This is a genomic window from Polaribacter sp. WD7 (assembly GCF_003335085.1).
GTDB lineage: Bacteria > Bacteroidota > Bacteroidia > Flavobacteriales > Flavobacteriaceae > Polaribacter.
Window position 1 is genome coordinate 769332 of the sequence record NZ_QPEJ01000018.1, and the last position, 22051, is coordinate 791382.

The window sequence follows — 22051 nt, forward strand, 5'->3', positions numbered from 1 at the left end:
TTTTGTGTAGTTTTGATGCATAAATAGCAAAAATGCGCAACGTTAATACACATATTACTCAATTATCATGGATTAAGAAGATCCATAATGGTCGGTATTATAACGTATTTTAATGTGCTAAACATAAAGCAATTACTTATAAAGGTCCGACAATTTTGTCGGACCTTTTTGTTTGATGAAATTTTGAAGTTTTATAAAAAAGCTACAACGCATTACTTGTAAAAGAACAAGATGTGTTTAAACCTTAAAACTGATTCAATAAAAATGAGAACATTATTTAGAAATTACGCAAATACGTTTAGAGGACTCTCTACAGAGGTTTGGTGGTTGTCTTTAATTACGTTTATCAATAGATCTGGTACAATGGTAATTCCGTTTCTGTCTTTATACCTTACTAAAAGTCTTAATTTTACATTAACTGATGTAGGGTGGATTATGTCCTTTTTTGGTTTAGGTTCTGTTGTAGGAACTTGGATTGGAGGAAAACTTACAGACATTATTGGTTATTATAAAGTTATGTTTGTAAGTTTAGTGTTAACAGGTGTTTTATTTGTGTTGTTGCAATATGTAGAAACTTTTTACGGTTTTTGTGTGGGTATATTTTTAGTTATGCTTGTAGCCGATGCTTTTAGACCAGCTATGTTTGTGGCTTTAAGCGCTTACAGTAAACCAGAAAATAAAACACGTTCTGTAACTTTAATTCGTTTGGCAATCAATTTGGGGTTTTCTGCAGGTCCTGCAATTGGAGGTGTTATAATCACAACCGTAGGTTACCAAGGCTTGTTTTGGGTAGATGGTATTACCTGTGCTTTGGCGTCTATTTTATTGCTTAAGGTGTTACATCCAAAAAAGGTAAACATTTTGGATGAGGTAAAAACGGCAAATCCTATTTCTGCTTATAATGACAAGGCTTTTTTGATTTTTTTTATAGCCATGTTTATTTTTGGATTTGTCTTTCTTCAATATTTTTCTACTATACCTTTATACTATAAAGATAGTAGATTGTTGTCTGAATTTGAGATAGGGTTACTTATGGGGTTTAATGGGTTTTTCATTTTTCTTTTTGAAATGCCTTTGATTAAATGGTTAGAAGATGCAAAAAAATCAAAAATTAAATTGGTAACTCTTGGTTTATTTCTAACAGCTATGAGTTTTGTAGTCTTAAATACAACAGGTTGGATAGGAATTTTAATTCTTGGAATGGTATTAATGACTGTGGGAGAAATGATTGCTTTTCCGTTTTCTAATGCATTTGCAGTAGAAAGAGCTAAAAAAGGAAACCAAGGAGAGTATATGGCTTTATATAGTATTTCTTTTTCTTTATCACATATTTTTAGTCATAATACAGGAATGCAAATGGTAGCTAAATTTGGTTTTACTATAACTTGGTATGCAATTACAATTTTTGCATGTGTTGGGGTTGTAATTCTTTTATATTTACTACATGTCTTAAAAAAAGAGCATAAAAATTTTACATTTCAAGAAGTTCAAACTAATAAAGGAGAAAACCAATAATAATACTAAACTTTATAAAGAATATAAAAAGAATACTTAAATCAAATAAGGAAGTTAAAAGGTATGGTACTTATTAATAGTGTGTAAAATGTCTGTAATAATTTTTTTTATCGCAAGAAAAAATTACTATCTACACCAAATATGCTAATAAAGAAGTTTAAAAGAAATTGTTTAAAGGTAATTCTATATGTAACTACTTTAGCTCTCTAATTGTCAAAGAAGTATGCATTTTATTTAAAAAGATTAAGACAGTTTTAGTAGTATATTGTATCAATTTTTGAGTTCTCTTATTCTCATTGGCATACTATCAATTAATGATGATATTTTTTTTAAAGATATTAATTTTGTCTGTCTGTATTTCAATTCTCCGTCCAAACCAATAAGTAGCACTTCAAAGCTGTTAGTTTTTTTTAAATGCGTTATCTTTTTATTTTTGAAAGGAAACCAATCTGACTGAAAACCCATTTTAAATTCATTTTTTGTAAAATTGTAAATAACCAGTTTTCGTTCTAAAAGCCCTTTTTTATCATTAGCTAAGAGATTCATTTGGTTTTTAAGTGTTGCATTATTTTTATCATCAACAAAAACCAACAGGAGTCTATCTTTCCATTGATGTTTCTTTAAATCCTGACCTACTAAATTAACAATAAAAAAAACAAAAATAAGGAAATGTAAACTCCTCATTTAAAATTAGTTTATTGCTTTTTTAAAAGCATCTTGACCACCTACAATAGGAATCGTAATTTTTGTACCCGTTAAATCTACTGTCAATTCGGTACCAGGTTTGGGTAGCAAAGTGTACTCAGAATCACTAGAGAAAATCATCAAACCTATTTGTTGTCCTTTTTTTATAATTTGATCATCAGGTTGTAATTTAAAAGTCATCTCGTAAAACTTCCCTTTTTTTAGAGGTTTACTTTTAGTTAATGATTTATAATTTTGTAAATCTGCCCATCCTTTTGTAATAATATTATCTGTAATTTTTGCACGTCGTCCTTTACTCCAAGGTAAAGAAACTAAATAAACAGATAGGTTAACTGCTTCTTTAGAGCTTGCTGCTTTTATGGTAATAACAGAGGTTCCAGAAATATGAAGATCTTCTTTTAAAATAGGTGTAGTGTATAGTAAGCGATGATTTGTATAATCTGCCTGAGCTAAAGAGGCTGCAGAAAAAGAATAATTGTCTATTAAAGTTTCTGTTTCCTTAATTTCCAATTTTTCTGTAGACAAATGTCCAATTCTAGGAGCTCCGCCTTTTAAATAAAAAGTAATTTCTTTAGCATCAGGATTTGGGTATTCTTTATAAGGTGTTGGTTCGCTTCTTTTGTCGTTTTCTCTAACAATCCAAGCTTTGGCATCATTTTCTACATTATTTTCAATTCCGTGTAAATAACGAGTAAACCATCTGTTCATCATTTTTACAGGAGGTGGTCCTCCATGTCCATTTTGATGATAGTAAATTTGAGTTGGTAAGCCCATTTCAGAAGCTTTTTTATAAATTCTATAACTATGTTCTGGCATTACATTCCAATCGTTAAAACCGTGAGACATTAGTAAGGCTGCTTTCATCGGTTTCATATCATTTAAATAGTCTCTTCCAGCCCAAAAATCGTTGTAATCTCCAGATAATCTGTCCATTCCATTTGCTATTTCTGTATCTCTTACAACTTTGTTATTTCTAGCTCTGTTTTCTTCTTTTCCACTATGGATAAAATCGTATAAAACATCAATATCTTCACCTAAATATCCTCCTGGAGAACGAACCAAACCATTAGAACGATAATAATGGTAATAAGACGTATTAGGAGCAACAGGTATAATTGCTTCTAAACCGTTAACTCCAGTTGTTGCTGCTGCAAGCGGAATAGTTCCGTTATAAGAAGTTCCTGTCATTCCTACCTTTCCTGTAGACCAAAATGCAGTTACTTCTTTATTTCCTTCTCTTTCTGAAAAACCTTTTGCACGACCATTTAACCAATCTATTACAGCTTTAGGCGCTAAAGATTCGTTATCGCCACCAACGGTAGGTGCACCATCTGATAACCCCGTTCCTGGTGAAGATGAATGCACAACAATGTAACCTCTAGGAACCCAAGTTTTTATTTGTGAATTAGAGATTATTGGACGTTTGCCCGTTCTTTTTACGTTAGACCTTGTAGGTTCTGGAACTTTTTCACCCAATTCATGTTTTACGTTCCAAAATAATTCTCTTCCTCCGCTAGCAACTCCAGAATAATAAGGGCTTGACTCATATACAATAGGTAACTTTAACCCGTTTTCGGTTTGTGCAGGTCTTGTTACATCTACATGCATTCTGTCTAATTTACCGTCTCCATCAGAATCAAAAGTTGTTTCTACCCATAGGTCATGACGAATCCAATTTTCAGGATTTTTAAATGCTGTTACTATTTGAGCTTCTCCATTTTTAAATACGGGTACAGCTTGTTCTTGTGCTTGAATGGTAAAAGCAAAAACAAATAAACAGATAGATTGAACTATTTTTTTCATTTTATTGTTTTATTTTAATACTGAAAATTGAATTGATGAGTCTGTGAAAATAGTGTGTGTTTGAGTTTTAAAGTCGGCTTTATCTGCTTTGTAAATATTATCTACATAGGTTTGCGGATTTAAATCAATCAAAGGAAACCAAGTACTTTGAACTTGAATTTGCAGTTTGTGCCCTTTTTTAAACGTATGAAAAACATCTTGTAAGGTAATGTTTACAGCTGTTTTTTTGTTGGGAGTAAAAGGTTCTGGAAATTCAAAACTATTTCTAAATCTACCACGCATAACTTCGCTTCTTACCATTAAATGATAGTTGCTCATTTTTAGATGGTTTTGCATATTTTCATTGTTCTCTTCCGCATCTGAAGGATGAACATCTATAACTTTAACAATCCAATCTGCAGCGGTACCTGTAGTGGCAACTTTTAATTGTGCTAAAATATCTCCAGCAAGCGTATAGTCTTCTGTTAAAACATCAGTTTCAAAGACCAAAACATCGGGTCTTCTTGCTGCAAATCGTTGGTCGTCTGTCATGTATTTTCTTGGAGTAAAGACGGTTTTAATATCTTCAGAATACGGTACAGGGTGTTTTACATCACTAATAAATTGTATTTTTTCTGAGTTCTCCTTGCCAGTAGTTAGTTTCTGGTTGTTAGACAAATACCAATTCTCTTTTTTGGTATTTTTAGGAGGCCAAGAGTCATAAGATTTCCATTCTTTTTTTCCAGAATCAAAAACATAAGCTTCTGGTAAGCCAGAGTTTTTATCACCATTGCCTTTTAAGAAATGATGAAAAAATTGAGTTTCAACTTTAGCTTGATATTTTAATGATATAGAATCTCCAAAATAATAATTACCAACGGTATTTTGTACAACATCTCTAGCCCATTTTCCATGATCCCAAGGCCCAAAAACCAACGTATTGTAATTGTTTTTACCATGTTTTTCTATGGCTTTGTAGGTTTCTAGAGGTCCGTACAAATCTTCTGCATCAAACCAACCCCCAACAATCATAGTGGCAACTGTAGATGGTACTTTGTCTAAATGTTGTATAATGCCTTTACTTTGCCAGATAGAATCGTAATTTGGATGTTCTACAATTTCTTTCCAAAAGAAGTCATCAATTTGATTTTTACTCTTGGTATTGTTTACATCTAGTTTTTCATACTCAAAATATTCATTTAAATTTTTAAGAGGTCCTTTGTCTAAGAAAAATTGATATTGATCTTGGGTATTCATTTTAGGAAAAGAATACCAAGCAGTATCTGTAGGAGTGTCTTTAAATGTACCAAATAAAGAAATGGCTCTAAAATAGCTTAATAAAAATGCTCCATTATGATGAAAGTCATCAAAGAAAAAATCGCCAATACAGGCTTGTGGTGAAGCTGCTTTTAATGCAGGATGTGCGTCTATTGTAGATACTGTTGCGTAATGACCAGGATAAGAAATTCCCCAAGTACCAACTTTTCCGTTATTGTTTTCTACATTATTAACCAACCAATCAATAGTGTCATAAGTATCAGAAACTTCATCAGCCTCGTTTTCTTTTTTGTTGGGTATATAGGCACGCATATTGTCGTAAACACCTTCACTCATCCAACGTCCACGAACATCTTGATACACAATAATGTATTTGTCTTTCATTAAATGCGTGTTAGGCCCAATTTTAGTTTTCATTTTTGCACCATAAGGCTTAGAACTATAAGGCGTTCTTTGCATTAAAATAGGATATTTTTGGTTTTTGTCTTTTGGAGAATAAATGGTTGTGTGCAATTTTACACCATCTCTCATAACAATGTCTACTTCTTCTTTAACATAGTTTTCAGCAACAAAATTTTTGTTTTTTTCTGTTTTTGGTGATGTGTTTGTAGAGCAGCTATATGAGAATAAAAGGATACCCAATAGTACAAAACGAACAAAGAACAATCTTTTCATGATGGTTATGTTTAGTGATGGCTAAAATTACAAAACAAAAAAGTGTTATATGAAAATGATTTGTTAAAATGATTTTAAATACATTTATACAACTTTAAATAGAAAAATCATGAGATTATTGATGTTGATTGTATTGGTGGTGTTTATAAGCTGCCAAAACAAAAAAGAAAATACACCTGTTAAGAGCAATACTACAGAAACTGAATATAAAAAACAGCTTGAGTTAACTAAAAACAGATACAATGTAGCTTTTTTAATTATGAATGGTACATATAATACAGAGTTAACAGCGCCTTATGATATTTTTCAGCATACTATTTTTAGAGAACACATTAAAGCGATGAATGTTTTTACAGTAGCCAATACAGATGCACCTATAACTACTTTTGAAGGGATGCGAATTTTACCAGATTACAATTATTTAAAAGATGCGTTGCCTAAAATAGATATCTTGGTAATTCCTTCTGCAGAACACCACTTAGATACTGATTTAGAAGATGAAGCTATGATTGGTTTTGTACAAAAAATAGATAAAGAAGCCCTATTTATGACTTCGCATTGTGATGGTGCTTTTGTTTTAGCCAAAGCAGGTTTGTTAACAGGTAAAGTATCTACAACTTTTCCTAGCGATATTGATAAGATGAGAATAATGTTTTCTAATTTAGATATTAGAAAAAATGTTTTATTTGTACACGATGATAAGTACATTACTTCAGCAGGTGGTGCTAAATCTTTTGAAGCAGCTTTATACTTATGTGAAATTTTATACGGTAAAGAAATTGCAAAATCTCTTGCAGGTGGTTTGGTTATTGATTGGAATTTGGAAACTGTACCGCATTTGATTATTAAAGAGTAAATCCAAATCATCACAAAAAAATGTAAAAAAGAGGCTGTCATATTGAGAGCCTCTTTTTTTATTTTACAATGCCTTTAACCAAGCATCTCTTAGTTTTTTCTTTGGATTTGTATCAGGCAAATCTTCAATTACCAAACTTTCAATTTCAGTTGTACCTTTAATAAAGGTGCCTTCTAATTTTAAAACTTCTCCACCTCTAATTACTTCAAATGTAATTTTATCTCCAGCTTTCCATCCTACAGATTGGCCTATAAAATTTCTGATATTTTGTAGTGTAACCTCGGTACCATTTACAGATTTTAAGACATCGTTAGGTTTTACACCTAAAGCAGCTAATGCTGTATTTTTTCTATCGGTAAAAAAGATTTCCCTTTTGTTGTTGGCAGAGATAAACATTTGTCTACTGCTGTCAAAAAAGTACCCTGCATCTATATTTTCTTTTTTCTTGGTTACACCAACCTTCTCAAAGTATTGGTCATAGTTAATTGCTACATTTCCTGTCAAATGATTATCGAAAAAAGTACCCACAGAAGGATATGTCATTGCAACTATTTCTGCTAAGATTTCATCATCTTTAAAAGGTTTGTGTTGCCCGTATTTTTCAGATAAATCTTTCATTAAATTTCTAACGCCATAAGTACCTTTACTTTCTTCTCTTAGCAAAATGTCAAGTGTCATACCAATTAAAGCACCCTTCTGGTATACATTTCCATAGTTTTTTGCATACTTGTCTTCTAAAATATTTTTACTCATTTTGGTAAAAGACATCGTGTCATTATAACGCAAAGAACTTGCAATTTTATTTTTCATCTCGTCAATAAACTCCTGATCAGAAATTAAGCCTTGATTTACCTGAAATAAATTTGCAAAATATTCTGTAATTCCTTCGTACATCCATAAATGTTTAGACATGTTTGGTTGGTTAAAATCAAAAGAATGTATTTCTTCAGAATGCACAGATAATGGTGTTACGATATGAAAAAATTCATGAGAAACAGTTCCGTTAATCATTCCGTTTGTCAATTGCTCTTTGCTGTATGTTTCAGGAAAGACTACAGTTGTAGAAGATAAATGTTCTAAAGCACCAAAACTACTCCAAGCATATACTTTAGGATCAAATAAATACACTAAAATATTGTATTGGTTAGTGGTAGAAAATCCTTCTAAAAAATTAGTTTGAGCCGCTACCATTTTTTTCAAATCTTCCTCCATATCTTTTGCAGCATGTATGTTGTTAGGAGAGTATAAAGCCAAAGAAACTACAACTCCGTTTACAGTAAAATCTACATTATTTAAAGGGGCATACATGATTGGGTTATCAGAAATCTCATCATACCTATTGGCTAAAAATATATCTTTTGTATTGTCTTCTTTGGTCTTATTTTTGGTAATTAACGAAGTCGTTTCATACAAATCTGTTGGATGAGAAATTGTTAATTGATAAGGTGTTTCTTTTTTACCTTTAAAATATCCTACAAGACCAGGTAAGTTCAAAAAGAAATTTTTACCTTCTTCAATATTAGTGCCTGCCATGACGTAAATACCATGTTCTATTTCTGAGTCAAAAGTATCATTAACCCAATAGGTTATTTTTTCTAGTTTAGGGGCGTTGTTTATAAGCCAAGAGTTAGTGTCTAATTTGTTTACACTTAGCTCATTTCCATTTTTATCGAACGCTTTTATATCTGTTACGAATTGGCCATAATTGCTCATTGCATAGGTGCCAGGGACAATAGCAGGTATTTGATATATAATGCTTTGTTCGGTTATTTTTCCTGGATCAACTTCAATTTTTATTTTGTCATCAACTACATTATTTAAATCTATTGCTACGGCTATAATTTGTTTTTTTGCAACTATTTTAGAAGAAGCACATCCTACTAAAAATAAAGCAACAATAAGGGAAGCAAGTATATTTTTCATGATTTTAAATTTTTTAGAATCGCAAAAGTATCAGAATAAAAGTATCTATTTATAGATTTAACAAAAATTTTACAGCCATGACAAACGATAGCTTATAAAAACAAATGGCTTTTGCTGTAATCTTTGCAAAAACATGTATTTTTGCAGTATATGGAGAACGCTAAAGCAAATTTATTAACAGATTGGTTACCAACAACAAACAAAGAAGTAAAGTTACGTGGTTGGGAAGAGTTGGATGTAATTTTGTTTAGTGGAGATGCATATGTAGACCATCCTTCTTTTGGGCCAGCAGTAATTGGCCGTATTTTAGAAAGCTACGGTTTGCGAGTTGCCATTGTGCCACAACCAAGTGTACATGATAATTTACAAGATTTCACCAAATTAGGGAAACCTCGTTTGTTTTTTGCAGCGACTGGAGGTTGTATGGACCCTATGGTTTCGAATTATACAGCTAGCAAAAAAAGAAGAGATAAAGACGCTTACACTCCAAATGGTGATAAAGGGTTTAGACCAGATTATGCTACTTCTGTATATTCTAAGATTTTAAAAGAAAAGTTTCCAGAAGTACCTATATTAATTGGTGGAATAGAGGCTTCATTAAGACGCGTAACACACTATGATTATTGGTCTGATAAACTATTGCCAACCATTTTAGAAACCTCTAAAGCAGATATGTTGGTTTACGGAATGGGAGAACAACCTTTGCGAGAAATTGTAGAATTATTGCAAAAAGGAGTTCCGTTTTCGAGTTTAAAAAACATAAAGCAAACAGCAGTTTTAATTAACCCAAAAGAAGAGAAAGTTCCGGTTGTTAAAGATTGGGAAGATGTAGAAATCAATTCTCATGAAGCTTGTTTAGCCGATAAGAAAACATTTGCCTCTAACTTTAAAGTTATAGAACAAGAATCTAACAAGTTAAAAGCTAGACGTATTTTTCAAAAAGTAGGAGATCAATTGTTGATGATTAATCCGCCTTTTCCAACAATGACAGAAGCAGAAATTGATGGTTCTTTTGACTTACCTTACACACGTTTGCCGCATCCTAAATATAATAAAAGAGGCCCTATACCTGCGTTTGAGATGATTAAATTCTCTATAAACATTCATAGAGGGTGTTTTGGAGGGTGTAGCTTTTGTACCATTTCTGCACATCAAGGTAAATTTATTGCCAGCAGAAGTCAAGAATCTGTTTTAAAAGAGGTAGATAAAGTAGCCAATATGCCAGATTTTAAAGGGTATTTGTCTGATATTGGCGGACCGTCTGCAAATATGTATCAAATGAAAGGTAAAGTGCAAGAAATATGCGACAAGTGTGTTGCTCCTTCTTGTATTTCTCCTGTTATTTGTTCTAATTTAGATACTTCTCATAAACCGTTAACAGAATTGTATCAAGCCGTAGATAAACATCCGAAGGTAAAAAAATCGTTTATTGGAAGTGGAATAAGACACGATATGTTAGTGCCTGAATTTAATAAAAACGCAGATGCAAAAGAGTTAGACGCTTATACAGAAGAAGTGATGACTAAGCATGTTTCAGGACGATTAAAAGTTGCACCAGAACATACCTCTGACCCTGTTTTAAAATTAATGCGAAAACCAAGTTTTACTTATTTTCATAAGTTTAAAGAACGTTTTGATAGAATAAATATGAAAAAACGGTTGAACCTACAATTGATTCCGTATTTTATTTCTAGTCATCCTGCAAGCGAAGTAGAAGATATGGCAAATTTGGCGGCAGAAACCAAAGACATGGGCTTTCAATTAGAACAAGTTCAAGGTTTTACGCCAACACCAATGACGGTTGCTACTGTAATTTATTACTCAGGATATCACCCGTATACGTTAAAACCAACACGAACACCAAAAACAAAAAAGGAAAAAGAAGATCAGCACAAATTTTTCTTTTGGTACAAAAAAGAAAACAAAGACTGGATTAGAAAAACATTGCATAAAGTTGGAAGACAAGATTTGTTACAAAAGCTTTTACCAGAAAATAAATCTTGGCAAAAAAACAAAAAAGCAAAACCTGCAAAACATACTTTTGATGATGCGATACCTTTTAACAAACGTAAGAAAAAGGTAAAAAGAACGTCTTCTAAAAAGAGAAGGTAGTGGCGTTTAAGTCTAAAAAATAGAAGATTCTGTATCTGTTGTAAATTGCTCTAAAAAGTGCATGCCTTTATAAGAATTTCCTTTTTTATTAAGTTTTGGACTCCAAACAGCAATTGCATAATTATCTGGATGAATGGCTATGATACCACCACCAACACCACTTTTTCCGGGTAAACCAACCCTAAAAGCAAACTCACCAGATTCATCATAAAAACCACAAGTAAGCATAATAGCATTTACCCTTTTTGCTTGACTGATGGTTAAAATATGATTTCCTTTTTGACATAAAAAATGTTCATCTGCCAAAAACAGAAAAACTTTAGAAAGTTCTTCGCAAGTCATTTCTATAGAACAAGTGTAAAAATAAAAATCTAAGACATCATCTATATTATTTTTAATGTTACCAAAAGATTTGATAAAATTACATAGTGCTGTATTTCTATATCCTGTTTTCTTTTCTGATAAAGCAACTTTATCAGAATATTGTAAATCTGAGCTATGGCAAAGATCTCTACAGAAATTTAAAAAATCTTCTTTAGGATTTTTCAGATGACTGATTAAAACATCGCAAACAACAATAGCACCAGCATTAATAAATGGGTTTCTAGGTTTACCTAAATCTGCTTCTAGTTGTAGTAATGAGTTAAATGGATTACCAGAAGGTTCTACATCTACACGTTCCCATAATTTTTCTCCAACAATTTGATAAGCTAACGTTAAGGTTAGTATTTTAGATATACTTTGTATTGAAAATTTTTTATTGTAATCCCCAATTCCGTAAGAGGCTCTATCTGTTGTGGTAATATTTACACCAAAATTATCAGCAGAAACAGTACCTAATTCAGGAATGTAATCAGCTACATTTCCGGGGTCATCAATGTTTTTTAGCTTTTTGTAAATATTGTTGATGATGTCTTGATAATTTTTCATTAATGATTTTTTATATGCTCAAAACTATTAGAAAATTATGAAATAAAAAAGGAACTACATTAGTGCAATTCCTCTTTTGTTATAAAATTTTTTAACGGTAATCTTTATAAAGTTTTTTTTCTTTTTGTTACAATACTTCTACAAACAAACCCTCGTCCGTTTTAGAAACTTTAGCAACTTCTTTTTTGGTTAAGCCTTTTATGGTTTTATCCCATTTTTTATTAGATAAACCAGATTGAGTTTTTAATGCTGTTAAATCAATCTTTTCAACTTTGGTAATTATTGCTAAAACTGCTTTTTCATCATCGTTTAATTCTACAGCAGGTGCTTTTTTCTCTGGTCTCATCTGCGGAAAAAACAATACTTCTTGTATAGATTGGTTATTGGTTAAAAACATAATTAATCTGTCCATTCCAATTCCCATTCCTGAGGTTGGTGGCATGCCATATTCTAACGCTCTTAAAAAATCTTCGTCAATAAATCCAGTAGCTTCATCATCGCCTTTGGCAGCTAATTTTAACTGATGCTCAAAACGTTCACGTTGATCAATAGGGTCATTCAATTCAGAATAAGCATTGGCAATTTCTTTACCGCAAACCATTAACTCAAAACGTTCTGTTAATTCAGAGTTTTCTCTATGCTCTTTACAAAGGGGAGACATCTCTTTTGGGTAATCTGTAATGAATGTAGGCTGAATGTAGTTTCCTTCGCATTTTTCGCCAAAAATTTCATCAATCAACTTTCCTTTCCCCATAGTTTCATCAACATCTATATGCATCGATTTTGCAGCGGCTCTAATTTCATCTTCAGTTTTGTTATAAATATCAAAACCTGTAAATTCTAAAATAGAATCGCGCATGGTAATGCGTTTATAAGGTGCTTTAAAATTAATTTTGTGTTCGCCAAAAGTAGCTTCAGAAGTTCCGTTTACGGCAATTGCACAATGTTCTAACAACTGCTCGCAAAAATCCATCATCCAATTGTAGTCTTTGTAAGAAACATAGATTTCCATGGCTGTAAATTCTGGATTATGAGTTCTGTCCATCCCTTCATTCCTGAAGTTTTTAGAGAATTCATAAACCCCGTCAAAACCACCCACAATTAATCGTTTTAAGTACAACTCATTGGCAATTCTCATATATAAAGGAATATCCAAAGAGTTATGATGTGTAACAAACGGTCTTGCAGCTGCACCTCCTGGAATAGGTTGTAAAACAGGTGTTTCTACCTCAAAATACCCAGCATTATTAAAAAAAGAACGCATTGCGTTAAATAACTTAGTTCTTTTTACAAAAACTTCTTTTACATGCGAATTTACTACCAAATCTGCATAACGTTGTCTGTAGCGCATTTCTGGATCATTAAACGCATCATATGTATTTCCTTCCGCATCTACTTTAGGTAAAGGTAAAGGTTTTAAGGCTTTAGAAAGCAATTTAAAATCTTTAACCATTACTGTTTTTTCGCCTACTTTTGTCGTAAATAATGTTCCTTCAATTCCTATAAAATCTCCTATATCTAAGAGTTTCTTATAGACATCATTATACAAGGTTTTATCTTCACCAGTACAAATTTCATCTCTATTAAAGTATACTTGAATTCTACCTTCGCCATCTTGTAATTCTGCAAAAGAAGCTTTTCCTTGAATTCTACGAGACATTAACCTTCCAGCAATAATTACCTGTTTTTCATCAGAAAAGTTTTGTTTAATTTCCTTTGAATTAGAATTGATTGGAAATAAATCTGCAGGATAAGGATTGATACCTAAATCTCTTAATTTTGCTAGCTTTTCTCTACGTACAACTTCTTGTTCTGATAATTGCATTTTTTTCTGAAATTTCTGATGATTATTAAGTTGGCAAAGATACAATCAATAAAACTATTCCGCAATTGCTAGAATTTATAAAATAACCATAAAACATTGTGATGTTACGAAATGGTTGTATATTTGCGCGCTATTTAATGTTAAAATAGCAAACAGTTGTGTTGTTTTGTCACTTTCATAAAAGTGTCGTGGTTTTGTTAACCAATGGAAAGCTTCCCATACATGGGACGCTTTTTTTGTTTACAGAAGTTGGTTCTAAAAGAAATTTCCTTTTACTTCCCAAAATTTAATTACAAATAAGATTACATACACTACAGCAATTGAAAACTTAATAGTTGCAGAAGTTAAAAACCCTAAAAAAGCTCCAAAAGAAGCTTTAATGGCTCTATTGGTATCTTTACTATCGTATAGTAACTCTCCAATAAGTGCTCCTAAAAAAGCACCAATAAGAATACCAAAAGGAATAGGAGAGAATAAGCCAATAAGTAAACCTATCGTTGTTCCGTAAACTCCGTATTTACTACCACCAAAGCGTTTTGTGCCAATAGCTGGAATAAGATAATCTAGAATCCAAATAAGAATAGCCACAGCTAAAGTAATTCCTAAAAAAGTCCAATTCATAGGAATAACTGAGGTAAAATGTATTGCTAATAAACCCAACCAACCTGTTAATGGGCCAGGTAAAATTGGTAAAAAAGAACCAACAATACCCAATAGTACCAATACAAAGCCAAGAATTAATAAAAATATGTCCATAGTTCGTTATTTTTTAGACGATATATTTCTTCCTTTGTTACACTTTAATGATTATTATAAAATTAAATTTTAGTAATTTCACCCAATAAATATAGTGATGTTCTTACGTATTCTTTTCTTTTTATGTGCATTAATTTTTATCACTTCGTGTGATAAATTTTCATTTTCAAAAAAAGAAAGCAGGCAAGCTATAGATACTATAGTAGATTTTTCTTCTGTAGATACGTATCCTTCTTTTAAAATTTGTGATTCGATTATTAATAAAGATAGAAAAGCGAATTGTTTTAGAACTACCGTTCATCAAAAAATTGGCAAGGAATTAGCGTATTATAAGTTGACAACAAAAGATTCTATTAATGCAGTTGTAACTGTAGCTATAATTATCAATTCTAAAGGCGAGTTTCAATTAGAGTCTATAGAATCATCTGAAAACATTAAAAATCAAATCCCTAAATTAGATAGTTTGTTAAAAGTGAGCATTAAAAATTTGCCTAAAATCTATCCTGCAATTAAAAGAGGGATACCAGTCACAACAAAGTATCAATTACCAGTAAGAATACAGCTAAGAGAGTAGTTTAATTCAGCATAGCCCAAAGTTTATCTTTCAATTCTAATAGACCTTGCTGTGCAACAGAAGAAATAAATATAGTGTCTACATCTTTAGGTAAATCAGCTTTAATTTCTGCCTTAAGTTCATCATCTAACATATCTGTCTTAGAGATAGCTAATACACGATCTTTGTCTAATAATTCTGGATTGTGTTTCTTGAGTTCGTTTACCAAAATTTCGTATTCTTTATTAATATCATCAGAATCTGAAGGAACTAAAAATAATAAAGCAGAATTACGTTCTATATGTCTTAAAAAACGGTGTCCTAAACCTTTACCTTCTGCAGCACCTTCTATAATTCCGGGTATATCTGCCATCACAAACGTTTGATGATTTCGATATTCTACAATGCCAAGATTTGGTTTTAGTGTTGTAAAAGCGTAGTCTGCGATTTTAGGTTTTGCAGCAGTTAAAACAGATAATAAGGTAGATTTACCGGCATTAGGAAAACCTACTAGACCAACATCTGCCAGTATTTTTAATTCTATTCTAAACCAGCCTTCTAAACCGTCTATTCCTGGTTGGGCGTATCTAGGAGTTTGATTGGTAGAAGATTTAAAATTCCAGTTTCCAAGTCCGCCTTTGCCTCCTTTTAAAAGGATAATTTCTTTACCATGTTCTGTAATCTCAAACAAAATTTCATCGGTATCTGCGTCTCTGATGATGGTTCCTAGAGGAACATCTATATACACATCTTCACCATCATGACCAGTACTTCTACTTTTGCTACCTGCACCACCTTGAGTTGCTCTAAAATGACGTTTAAATTTTAAGTGAAATAAAGTCCACATATTTTTATCACCACGTAAAATGATGTGTCCTCCGCGTCCGCCATCACCACCATCAGGACCACCTTTTGTAATGTACTTTTCTCTGTGCAAATGCGCAGAACCTTGTCCGCCTTTACCAGAAGATGCGTAAATTTTTATGTAATCAACAAAATTTCCTTCGGTCATAGTTTCTAAAATTTAAATTCAAAATAACTAACACTTATATGGTATTAGCTATTTTGAATCTTTAGTCATTTTTTATGTTGCATTTCCTATCTTAAAAGAACTAATAAAATTATTTTCTAAATTCTTAAAAATAAGATTCCTGTATAAGCAGAAAATTAAAAACTAAAGTTTGTCAAATACTTCAGCAATTCTTTTTGTAATATCAGCAATAGAACCTACACCATTAACTCCGTAGTATTTGTTCTGTTCTTCAAAATAGTCTTTTAAAATGGCTGTTTTTGTGTTGTATTCATTAAAACGATTTCTAATTTTTGCTTCATCGGTATCATCCGTTCTTCCGCTAGTTTTTCCTCTTTCTAAAAGACGAGTAACCAAGATATCTTCTGGCACCTCTAAGGCAACCATTCCGTTAATTTGCTCTCCTTTTTCAGCTAAAAAATCATCTAAAGCTTCTGCTTGAGATTGTGTTCTTGGAAATCCATCAAAAATAAATCCGTTTGCTTTTGGGTTTTTTTCAACTTCGGCTTTTAGCATGTTAATGGTTACTTCATCAGGAACCAAATCACCTTCGTCCATATATTTTTTAGCTAACAATCCTAAATCGGTAGCATTTTTAATATTGAAACGAAATACATCTCCAGTAGAAATATGCACTAGATTGTACATTTCTTTTAAAAATTCTGCTTGAGTTCCTTTACCTGCTCCTGGAGGGCCAAATAATACAATGTTTTTCATTTTTGGTGGTGTTGTTAATTGGTATATAGTTGAGTAGTTTCTTCCTAAACTGTTGTAATCTAATCCATAACCTACAATAAATTTATCTTCAATACTTTTTCCGATATAATCTATGGGCAACTCTTTTTTGAATACGTCAGGTTTAAAAAATAACGTTGCAACCTTTAGTTGTTTTAAATTCTTGTTTCTAAAAATATTATAGATTTGTTGAAGCGTATTTCCGGTATCTATAATATCTTCTAATATAATTACTGTTCTACCTGTTAAGTCTTCGTTAATCCCTACAAGTTGTTTTACGTTTTCTGTAGAGGATGTTCCGTTATATGACGAAAGTTTTACAAAAGAGACTTCACAATTTCCATGATATTCTCTAATAAAATCTGCAGCAAATAAAAAGCATCCATTTAAAATTCCTACAAAAATAGGGACTTCATCTTGTGGTAACTCTCTTTGTACTTGATTTGCTAAATGTTTTACAGTAGCAGCAATCTCATCCTTATTAATGTAAGGTTTAAAGTACAAATCATGAAGTTTGATAATGCTCATTGTTTTGCAAATATACTAGCAATATACTGAATGTAAAAACCGTTTTCCTAATACCGAATTTACTTTGGTAGTTTTGTAGGAAAACGGTTTCTAATTTATTTTAAAATTAGAACGATTAGTTCTTTTCTTCTTTTTTAGTAGTGTCAAACATAATAGGAGTTGCTACAAATAGAGACGAATAGGTACCTACTGCTACACCAACAATTAAGGCAAACATAAATCCTTTAATAGAATCTCCACCAAATAAGAAAATGGCTAACATTACTAATAAGGTGGTTAAAGATGTGTTGATGGTTCTTCCTAAAGTAGAACTTAAGGCTTTGTCAACAACTTCACTATATTTCCATTTTGTATGAATTCCTGCAAATTCTCTAATTCTATCAAAAATAACCACGGTATCATTCAGAGAATATCCCACCACTGTCAAAATTGCAGCAATAAACGATTGACCAATTTCCATATCAAAAGGCATTACTTTATAAAAAATTGAAAATACCCCTAATACGATAAGAACATCATGAAAAACAGCAATTACAGCACCAATAGAGAATGATACTTTTCTAAAACGCAATAAGATGTACAAGAAAACTACTAATAAAGAACCAAATACAGCATATAACGCAGATGTTTTAATATCGTCTGCAATAGTTGGCTCTACTTTCATATAGCTCATTACTCCTGCACCTTCTTTTTCAAAACCAGGTTTAAAATCTTCATACGAGGTTGCGCCTAAATAAGATTGTAAACCTTTGTAAAGTGCGTTTTGTACTTGATCGTCTACTTCTTGACCTTCTTCATCAATCTTATAAACAGTAGTTATTTTTAATTGATTAGCACTACCATAGGTTTTTACTTCTGGTGCAGTACCAAAGGCATCTTTTAATGTACCAGCAACTTCTGTAGCGCTCATATCTTGATCAAAACGAACAACATAAGAACGACCACCTTTAAAATCTACTCCTTGTTTTAATCCGATAGAGAAAATTGAAATTAATCCACCAATAATAATAGCTCCAGAAATGATGTAGGCAATTTTACGTTTCTTTAGGAATTCTACATTAATATTTTGGAACCATCCTTTAGAAATAGAGGTGTTAAATGTTAAGTCTGTTTCTTTTTTAGTAGCTCTATCAATTAATAAACGAGTAATAAATACTGCTGTAAATAATGATGTTGCAATACCAATCATTAATGTTAAGGCAAAACCTTTAATTGGTCCTGTACCAAAAACATATAAAATAATACCTGTTAATAAGGTAGTAATGTTTGCATCTATAATTGCAGATAAAGCACCTTTTACAGAGAAACCTTCTTCTACAGATTGCTTTAAACCTTTCTTTTTAAATAAACCTTCTTTAATTCTTTCAAAGATAATTACATTGGCATCTACAGACATACCAATGGTTAAGATAATACCTGCAATACCAGGTAAAGTTAACACAGCATTAAAAGAAGCTAAAATTCCGAAGATGAACAAGATGTTTACAATCAAAGCAATATCTGCATACAAACCTGCCTTACCATAATATAAAATCATCCAAAGTAAAACTAATAAAATAGCCAAACCAAATGAACGAATAGAAGCGTCTATAGATTCTTGACCTAAAGAAGGCCCAACAACTTCTGCCTGAATAATTCTAGCAGCTGCTGGTAGTTTACCCGCTTTTAGCACTGTAGCAATATCTTCTGCCTCAGCAATCGTCATACTTCCTCCAGAAATAGAGGTTCTACCTCCAGTAATAGGTACATTTACAGAAGGAGCTGTGTATACATAATCATCTAAAACTACAGCTACAAATTTACCAACATTATCCGTAGTCATTTTAGCCCATTGTTTGGTCCCAGAGCTATTCATAGTCATAGAAACTTCAGGCTTATTTAATTGATCAAAAACTTGGGCAGCATCCAAAATAACATCACCTTCTATACTCGCTTTATTTTTTCTATTCCCTTTTATAGCGTATAAACCGATAACTTCTGTACCGTCGTCACTTTTGTTAGATTTGTAATCCCATAAAAATTTAACGTATCTTAACTCACTTGGCAATAACGCTCTTATTTCTTTTTTGCTTAGTAAATCATTAACTGTAGCGGTATCTAAAACTCTAGCTTGCGCTACTAGAGAGCTCATTTGTTGTTGAGATTGCGCTACGTTTGGAAATAAATACGTGAATAAGTTTTTCTGATTTTCAACATCTAAAGAATCTTTAGATTCTCCTAATAAATCATCAATATCATCTTTCTTCGTAGAGTCTATTTCTTTTTCTAAAACGCTTTCATCTTTTAGCAATTCAGCAACTTTTGCATTAGCAGAAAAGAAGAATCCTTGCACTTCTGCGTTTGTATAAACTTCCCAGAATTGTAATTCGGCTTTACTTGTAATTAATTTTGTAACACGCTCAATATCCTTAGCTCCTGGCAATTCAATTTGAATTCTTCCAGAGTTTCCTATTCTTTGAATGTTTGGTTGTGTTACACCAAACTTATCTATTCTGCTTCTTAATACCTCAAAAGCAGTACCAATAGAGCTGTTAATTTCTTCTTGTAGTGTTTCTTTTACTGTAGCATTATCTTCATTAAAAGAAATTTTTTCGCTTAAAGCTTTTGTTCCAAAAATAGAAGGATCACTTAATTTGGTGTCTCCAGCTATCTTTTCAAATTCTTCAAAGAATAAGTCTAAATAGGTAGCGTTACTGTTTTTTTGTCTAGTATCAGCTGCATTTAAAGCTTGATTAAAAACTTCATTTTTAGAGTCGTTAGCCAAACTTTTTAAGACCTCTTTTACAGATACTTGTAAAATAGCATTGATACCTCCTTTTAAGTCAAGACCAAGATTCATTTCTTTGTCTTTTACATCATTATAACTATATTTAGTAATACCTAAGTTAATAATGTCTTTGTTTGCAACACTATCTAGATACTTTCTTTCTAAAGTAGCTTTTTGTCTTGCGTCTTCATTTGCACCTTTGGTTTCAGCATATACCTTTGCATCGTCCTCCACTTTATTAGCTAAAAATGTGAATGATAACTGGTATAAACTTACCAACCCAAAAAGGATTGCAAATAATTTTATAAGTCCTTTATTTTGCATTTTAATATGTTTTTTTAAGTCAAATTTTTAAAACGAGCAAATGTATAACTTCTCGTATAATTTGACAATTATTTTATTTTGATTGTTTTTGAAAGAATACGTTTGAGAACCAATAGTTTACATTGGCTTAAACCTGTTGTAAAATAACATGTTTATAATGAACTGTTGCTGGGGCCAGCTCTAACTTCTGGTTTGGTATGAGAAGATTGATCTTGTGCTAAAGCCTTACTTGTATTACTTTTATATTTTGTTCTAAAAAGTTGATTTGCATTTTGAATTTCAGAATTTCTTAGAAAAACAGAAGCGTAAGAAGTTAGGGAGCGGTCTGTACCAAATTTTACTTCTAAGATATAATTTTCATTAGGCTTAGATGTGTTAGAATTATCATGTAACTCGTAAACATCTATACTGTAGGTAAATGAACTTTGTTTGTCTTTGTCAGACGGATTTTTATCAACAACTAAATCGTGTTCATTTAGTGCTTTCTTGATAGTGTTGATATCTGTAACACTATGATAAGAAATTTTTAAGGTGTTGTTGTTTATTTTTTGAATGGTAATGTTCTGAACACCAGATGTTAGTAGTTTTTCTTTAACCTTAGCAATAGTACTATTAATATCTTGTTGCTTTACAGACGAGTTAGCAAACTGTAAAGCAATCTCTTGATTAGGAAGAGAAGTTTGTTTTTGTAAAGCTCCAAAAACAGCAAATATTAAAAATAAAGTACAAATGTACCACCTTGTGCGCATGCGTCAAATATATAAAAAAAGATTGCTTTCTACCTAAGTAAAAAGCAATCTTATTATGTTGTAGGTATATCTTAAAGTTCTAGTAAACCGTTGGTTTTAGAAACTCCAGCCGCAGATTCTTGTATATGCTCTTTTTCAGCATCATTCAAATCAATTTCTACAATGCTTTCAATACCATCTTTTCCTAATACAACAGGTACACCAATACATAAATCAGATAACCCGTATTCTCCATCTAGTAAAGCAGAACATGGAAATATTTTTTTAGTATCGCAAGCAATTGCCTGTACCATTCCAGATACAGCTGCTCCAGGAGCATACCATGCAGAAGTACCTAATAATTTTGTTAAGGTTGCGCCACCAACTTTAGTATCTTCTTTAACTTGATTTAATCTCTCATCAGAAATAAATTCTGAAACGGGTACAGAATTTCTTGTAGCCAAACGTGTTAAAGGAACCATACCTTTGTCTGAATGACCGCCAATAACCATACCGTCTACATCAGAAATAGGAGCACCTAAAGCTTCTGCTAATCTATATTTAAAACGAGCAGAATCTAAAGCACCACCCATTCCAATAATTCTATTTTTGGGTAAACCAGTTGTTTTGTGTACTAAATACGTCATTGTATCCATAGGATTTGAAACTACAATGATGATTGTATTTGGAGAGTGTTCTATTAAGCTAGCAGAAACAGATTTTACAATACCTGCGTTAATACCTATTAATTCTTCACGAGTCATACCTGGTTTTCTTGGAATACCAGAAGTAATAACACAAACATCAGAATTAGCCGTTTTAGCATAATCATTTGTACTTCCTGTAATTTTCGTGTCAAAACTGTTTAGAGAGGCAGTTTGCATTAAATCCATCGCTTTACCTTCTGCATAACCTTCTTTAATGTCTAGTATTACAACTTCAGAAGCGAAGTTTTTAATAGCTATGTATTCTGCACAACTTGCACCAACTGCACCAGCACCAACAACTGTAACTTTCATAATGATTTAT

Annotated in this window: 16 protein-coding genes; 4 read left to right on the forward strand and 12 right to left on the reverse strand. The window is 31.9% G+C overall.

Annotation, left to right across the window (positions count from 1 at the left end; translation table 11 throughout):
- Nucleotides 1–264: 264 nt before the first annotated feature.
- Nucleotides 265–1515: an MFS transporter gene (locus DUT90_RS12690; RefSeq protein WP_114427685.1), complete on the forward strand. Its 1251-nt coding sequence runs from the start codon at nt 265–267 to the stop codon at nt 1513–1515.
- Between the two features lie 270 nt (nt 1516–1785).
- Here DUT90_RS12690 and DUT90_RS12695 read toward each other — a convergent pair whose 3' ends face one another.
- From DUT90_RS12695 to DUT90_RS12705, 3 genes are read right to left on the reverse strand one after another with little or no spacing between them, the layout of a single operon-like run.
- Nucleotides 1786–2199: a DUF4174 domain-containing protein gene (locus tag DUT90_RS12695; RefSeq protein ID WP_114427547.1), complete on the reverse strand. Its 414-nt coding sequence runs from the start codon at nt 2197–2199 to the stop codon at nt 1786–1788.
- A 6-nt stretch (nt 2200–2205) separates the two neighbouring features.
- Nucleotides 2206–4023 (reverse strand): Xaa-Pro dipeptidyl-peptidase, encoded by a 1818-nt coding sequence (locus tag DUT90_RS12700; RefSeq protein WP_114427548.1) that lies wholly within the window; start codon nt 4021–4023, stop codon nt 2206–2208.
- Nucleotides 4024–4032: 9 nt separating this feature from the next.
- Nucleotides 4033–5955 carry a CocE/NonD family hydrolase gene (locus tag DUT90_RS12705; RefSeq protein WP_114427549.1) on the reverse strand — a complete coding sequence of 641 codons (1923 nt, stop codon included), beginning with the start codon at nt 5953–5955 and terminating at the stop codon, nt 4033–4035.
- Nucleotides 5956–6064: 109 nt separating this feature from the next.
- Here DUT90_RS12705 and DUT90_RS12710 point away from each other — a divergent pair, with 109 nt between their 5' ends.
- Entirely contained in the window at nt 6065–6811 is a 747-nt protein-coding gene (locus DUT90_RS12710) for a DJ-1/PfpI family protein (RefSeq protein WP_114427550.1), read from the forward strand.
- 63 nt (nt 6812–6874) lie between these two features.
- Here DUT90_RS12710 and DUT90_RS12715 read toward each other — a convergent pair whose 3' ends face one another.
- Nucleotides 6875–8734, reverse strand: a complete 1860-nt coding sequence (locus DUT90_RS12715; RefSeq protein WP_114427551.1) for a peptidase M61 — start codon at nt 8732–8734, stop codon at nt 6875–6877.
- 150 nt (nt 8735–8884) lie between these two features.
- On the opposite strand from DUT90_RS12715, the gene DUT90_RS12720 reads away from it, so the two are divergent.
- A complete protein-coding gene (locus tag DUT90_RS12720) occupies nt 8885–10846 on the forward strand; it encodes a YgiQ family radical SAM protein (RefSeq protein WP_114427552.1) in 1962 nt (653 codons plus the stop codon).
- Nucleotides 10847–10858: 12 nt separating this feature from the next.
- On the opposite strand, the gene DUT90_RS12725 is transcribed toward DUT90_RS12720, so the two are convergent.
- The 3 genes from DUT90_RS12725 to DUT90_RS12735 all read right to left on the reverse strand — a co-directional run bounded on the left by DUT90_RS12725 (nt 10859) and on the right by DUT90_RS12735 (nt 14357).
- Nucleotides 10859–11776, reverse strand: a complete 918-nt coding sequence (locus tag DUT90_RS12725) for a glutaminase (protein ID WP_114427553.1) — start codon at nt 11774–11776, stop codon at nt 10859–10861.
- A gap of 127 nt (nt 11777–11903) precedes the next feature.
- Entirely contained in the window at nt 11904–13601 is a 1698-nt protein-coding gene (gene lysS / locus DUT90_RS12730; protein ID WP_114427554.1) for a lysine--tRNA ligase, read from the reverse strand.
- 255 nt (nt 13602–13856) lie between these two features.
- Entirely contained in the window at nt 13857–14357 is a 501-nt protein-coding gene (locus DUT90_RS12735; RefSeq protein WP_114427555.1) for a DUF456 domain-containing protein, read from the reverse strand.
- A gap of 97 nt (nt 14358–14454) precedes the next feature.
- Here DUT90_RS12735 and DUT90_RS12740 point away from each other — a divergent pair, with 97 nt between their 5' ends.
- Entirely contained in the window at nt 14455–14931 is a 477-nt protein-coding gene (locus DUT90_RS12740; protein ID WP_114427556.1) for a hypothetical protein, read from the forward strand.
- Nucleotide 14932: 1 nt separating this feature from the next.
- Here the strand turns inward: DUT90_RS12740 and obgE are convergent, their stop codons facing one another.
- The 5 genes from obgE to mdh all read right to left on the reverse strand — a co-directional run bounded on the left by obgE (nt 14933) and on the right by mdh (nt 22041).
- Nucleotides 14933–15922, reverse strand: coding sequence for a GTPase ObgE (gene obgE, locus DUT90_RS12745; protein ID WP_114427557.1), 990 nt, complete (start codon nt 15920–15922; stop codon nt 14933–14935).
- A 162-nt stretch (nt 15923–16084) separates the two neighbouring features.
- Nucleotides 16085–17203 (reverse strand): adenylate kinase, encoded by a 1119-nt coding sequence (locus DUT90_RS12750; protein WP_114427558.1) that lies wholly within the window; start codon nt 17201–17203, stop codon nt 16085–16087.
- A 115-nt stretch (nt 17204–17318) separates the two neighbouring features.
- The gene (gene secDF / locus DUT90_RS12755; protein WP_114427559.1) at nt 17319–20294 is read right to left on the reverse strand and encodes a protein translocase subunit SecDF; all 2976 of its coding nucleotides are present in this window, start codon (nt 20292–20294) and stop codon (nt 17319–17321) included.
- Nucleotides 20295–20446: 152 nt separating this feature from the next.
- Nucleotides 20447–21043, reverse strand: coding sequence for a hypothetical protein (locus DUT90_RS12760; protein ID WP_114427560.1), 597 nt, complete (start codon nt 21041–21043; stop codon nt 20447–20449).
- Between the two features lie 71 nt (nt 21044–21114).
- Nucleotides 21115–22041 (reverse strand): malate dehydrogenase, encoded by a 927-nt coding sequence (gene mdh / locus DUT90_RS12765; protein ID WP_114427561.1) that lies wholly within the window; start codon nt 22039–22041, stop codon nt 21115–21117.
- Nucleotides 22042–22051 lie beyond the last annotated feature (10 nt).

What these genes read in the sequence shown, in the direction of transcription:
- DUT90_RS12690 (WP_114427685.1), top strand. Translation starts at nt 265, where the DNA reads ATGAGAACATTATTTAGAAATTACGCAAATACGTTTAGAGGACTCTCT.
- DUT90_RS12695 (WP_114427547.1), bottom strand. Translation starts at nt 2,199, where the DNA reads ATGAGGAGTTTACATTTCCTTATTTTTGTTTTTTTTATTGTTAATTTA.
- DUT90_RS12700 (WP_114427548.1), bottom strand. Translation starts at nt 4,023, where the DNA reads ATGAAAAAAATAGTTCAATCTATCTGTTTATTTGTTTTTGCTTTTACC.
- DUT90_RS12705 (WP_114427549.1), bottom strand. Translation starts at nt 5,955, where the DNA reads ATGAAAAGATTGTTCTTTGTTCGTTTTGTACTATTGGGTATCCTTTTA.
- DUT90_RS12710 (WP_114427550.1), top strand. Translation starts at nt 6,065, where the DNA reads ATGAGATTATTGATGTTGATTGTATTGGTGGTGTTTATAAGCTGCCAA.
- DUT90_RS12715 (WP_114427551.1), bottom strand. Translation starts at nt 8,734, where the DNA reads ATGAAAAATATACTTGCTTCCCTTATTGTTGCTTTATTTTTAGTAGGA.
- DUT90_RS12720 (WP_114427552.1), top strand. Translation starts at nt 8,885, where the DNA reads ATGGAGAACGCTAAAGCAAATTTATTAACAGATTGGTTACCAACAACA.
- DUT90_RS12725 (WP_114427553.1), bottom strand. Translation starts at nt 11,776, where the DNA reads ATGAAAAATTATCAAGACATCATCAACAATATTTACAAAAAGCTAAAA.
- lysS (WP_114427554.1), bottom strand. Translation starts at nt 13,601, where the DNA reads ATGCAATTATCAGAACAAGAAGTTGTACGTAGAGAAAAGCTAGCAAAA.
- DUT90_RS12735 (WP_114427555.1), bottom strand. Translation starts at nt 14,357, where the DNA reads ATGGACATATTTTTATTAATTCTTGGCTTTGTATTGGTACTATTGGGT.
- DUT90_RS12740 (WP_114427556.1), top strand. Translation starts at nt 14,455, where the DNA reads ATGTTCTTACGTATTCTTTTCTTTTTATGTGCATTAATTTTTATCACT.
- obgE (WP_114427557.1), bottom strand. Translation starts at nt 15,922, where the DNA reads ATGACCGAAGGAAATTTTGTTGATTACATAAAAATTTACGCATCTTCT.
- DUT90_RS12750 (WP_114427558.1), bottom strand. Translation starts at nt 17,203, where the DNA reads ATGAGCATTATCAAACTTCATGATTTGTACTTTAAACCTTACATTAAT.
- secDF (WP_114427559.1), bottom strand. Translation starts at nt 20,294, where the DNA reads ATGCAAAATAAAGGACTTATAAAATTATTTGCAATCCTTTTTGGGTTG.
- DUT90_RS12760 (WP_114427560.1), bottom strand. Translation starts at nt 21,043, where the DNA reads ATGCGCACAAGGTGGTACATTTGTACTTTATTTTTAATATTTGCTGTT.
- mdh (WP_114427561.1), bottom strand. Translation starts at nt 22,041, where the DNA reads ATGAAAGTTACAGTTGTTGGTGCTGGTGCAGTTGGTGCAAGTTGTGCA.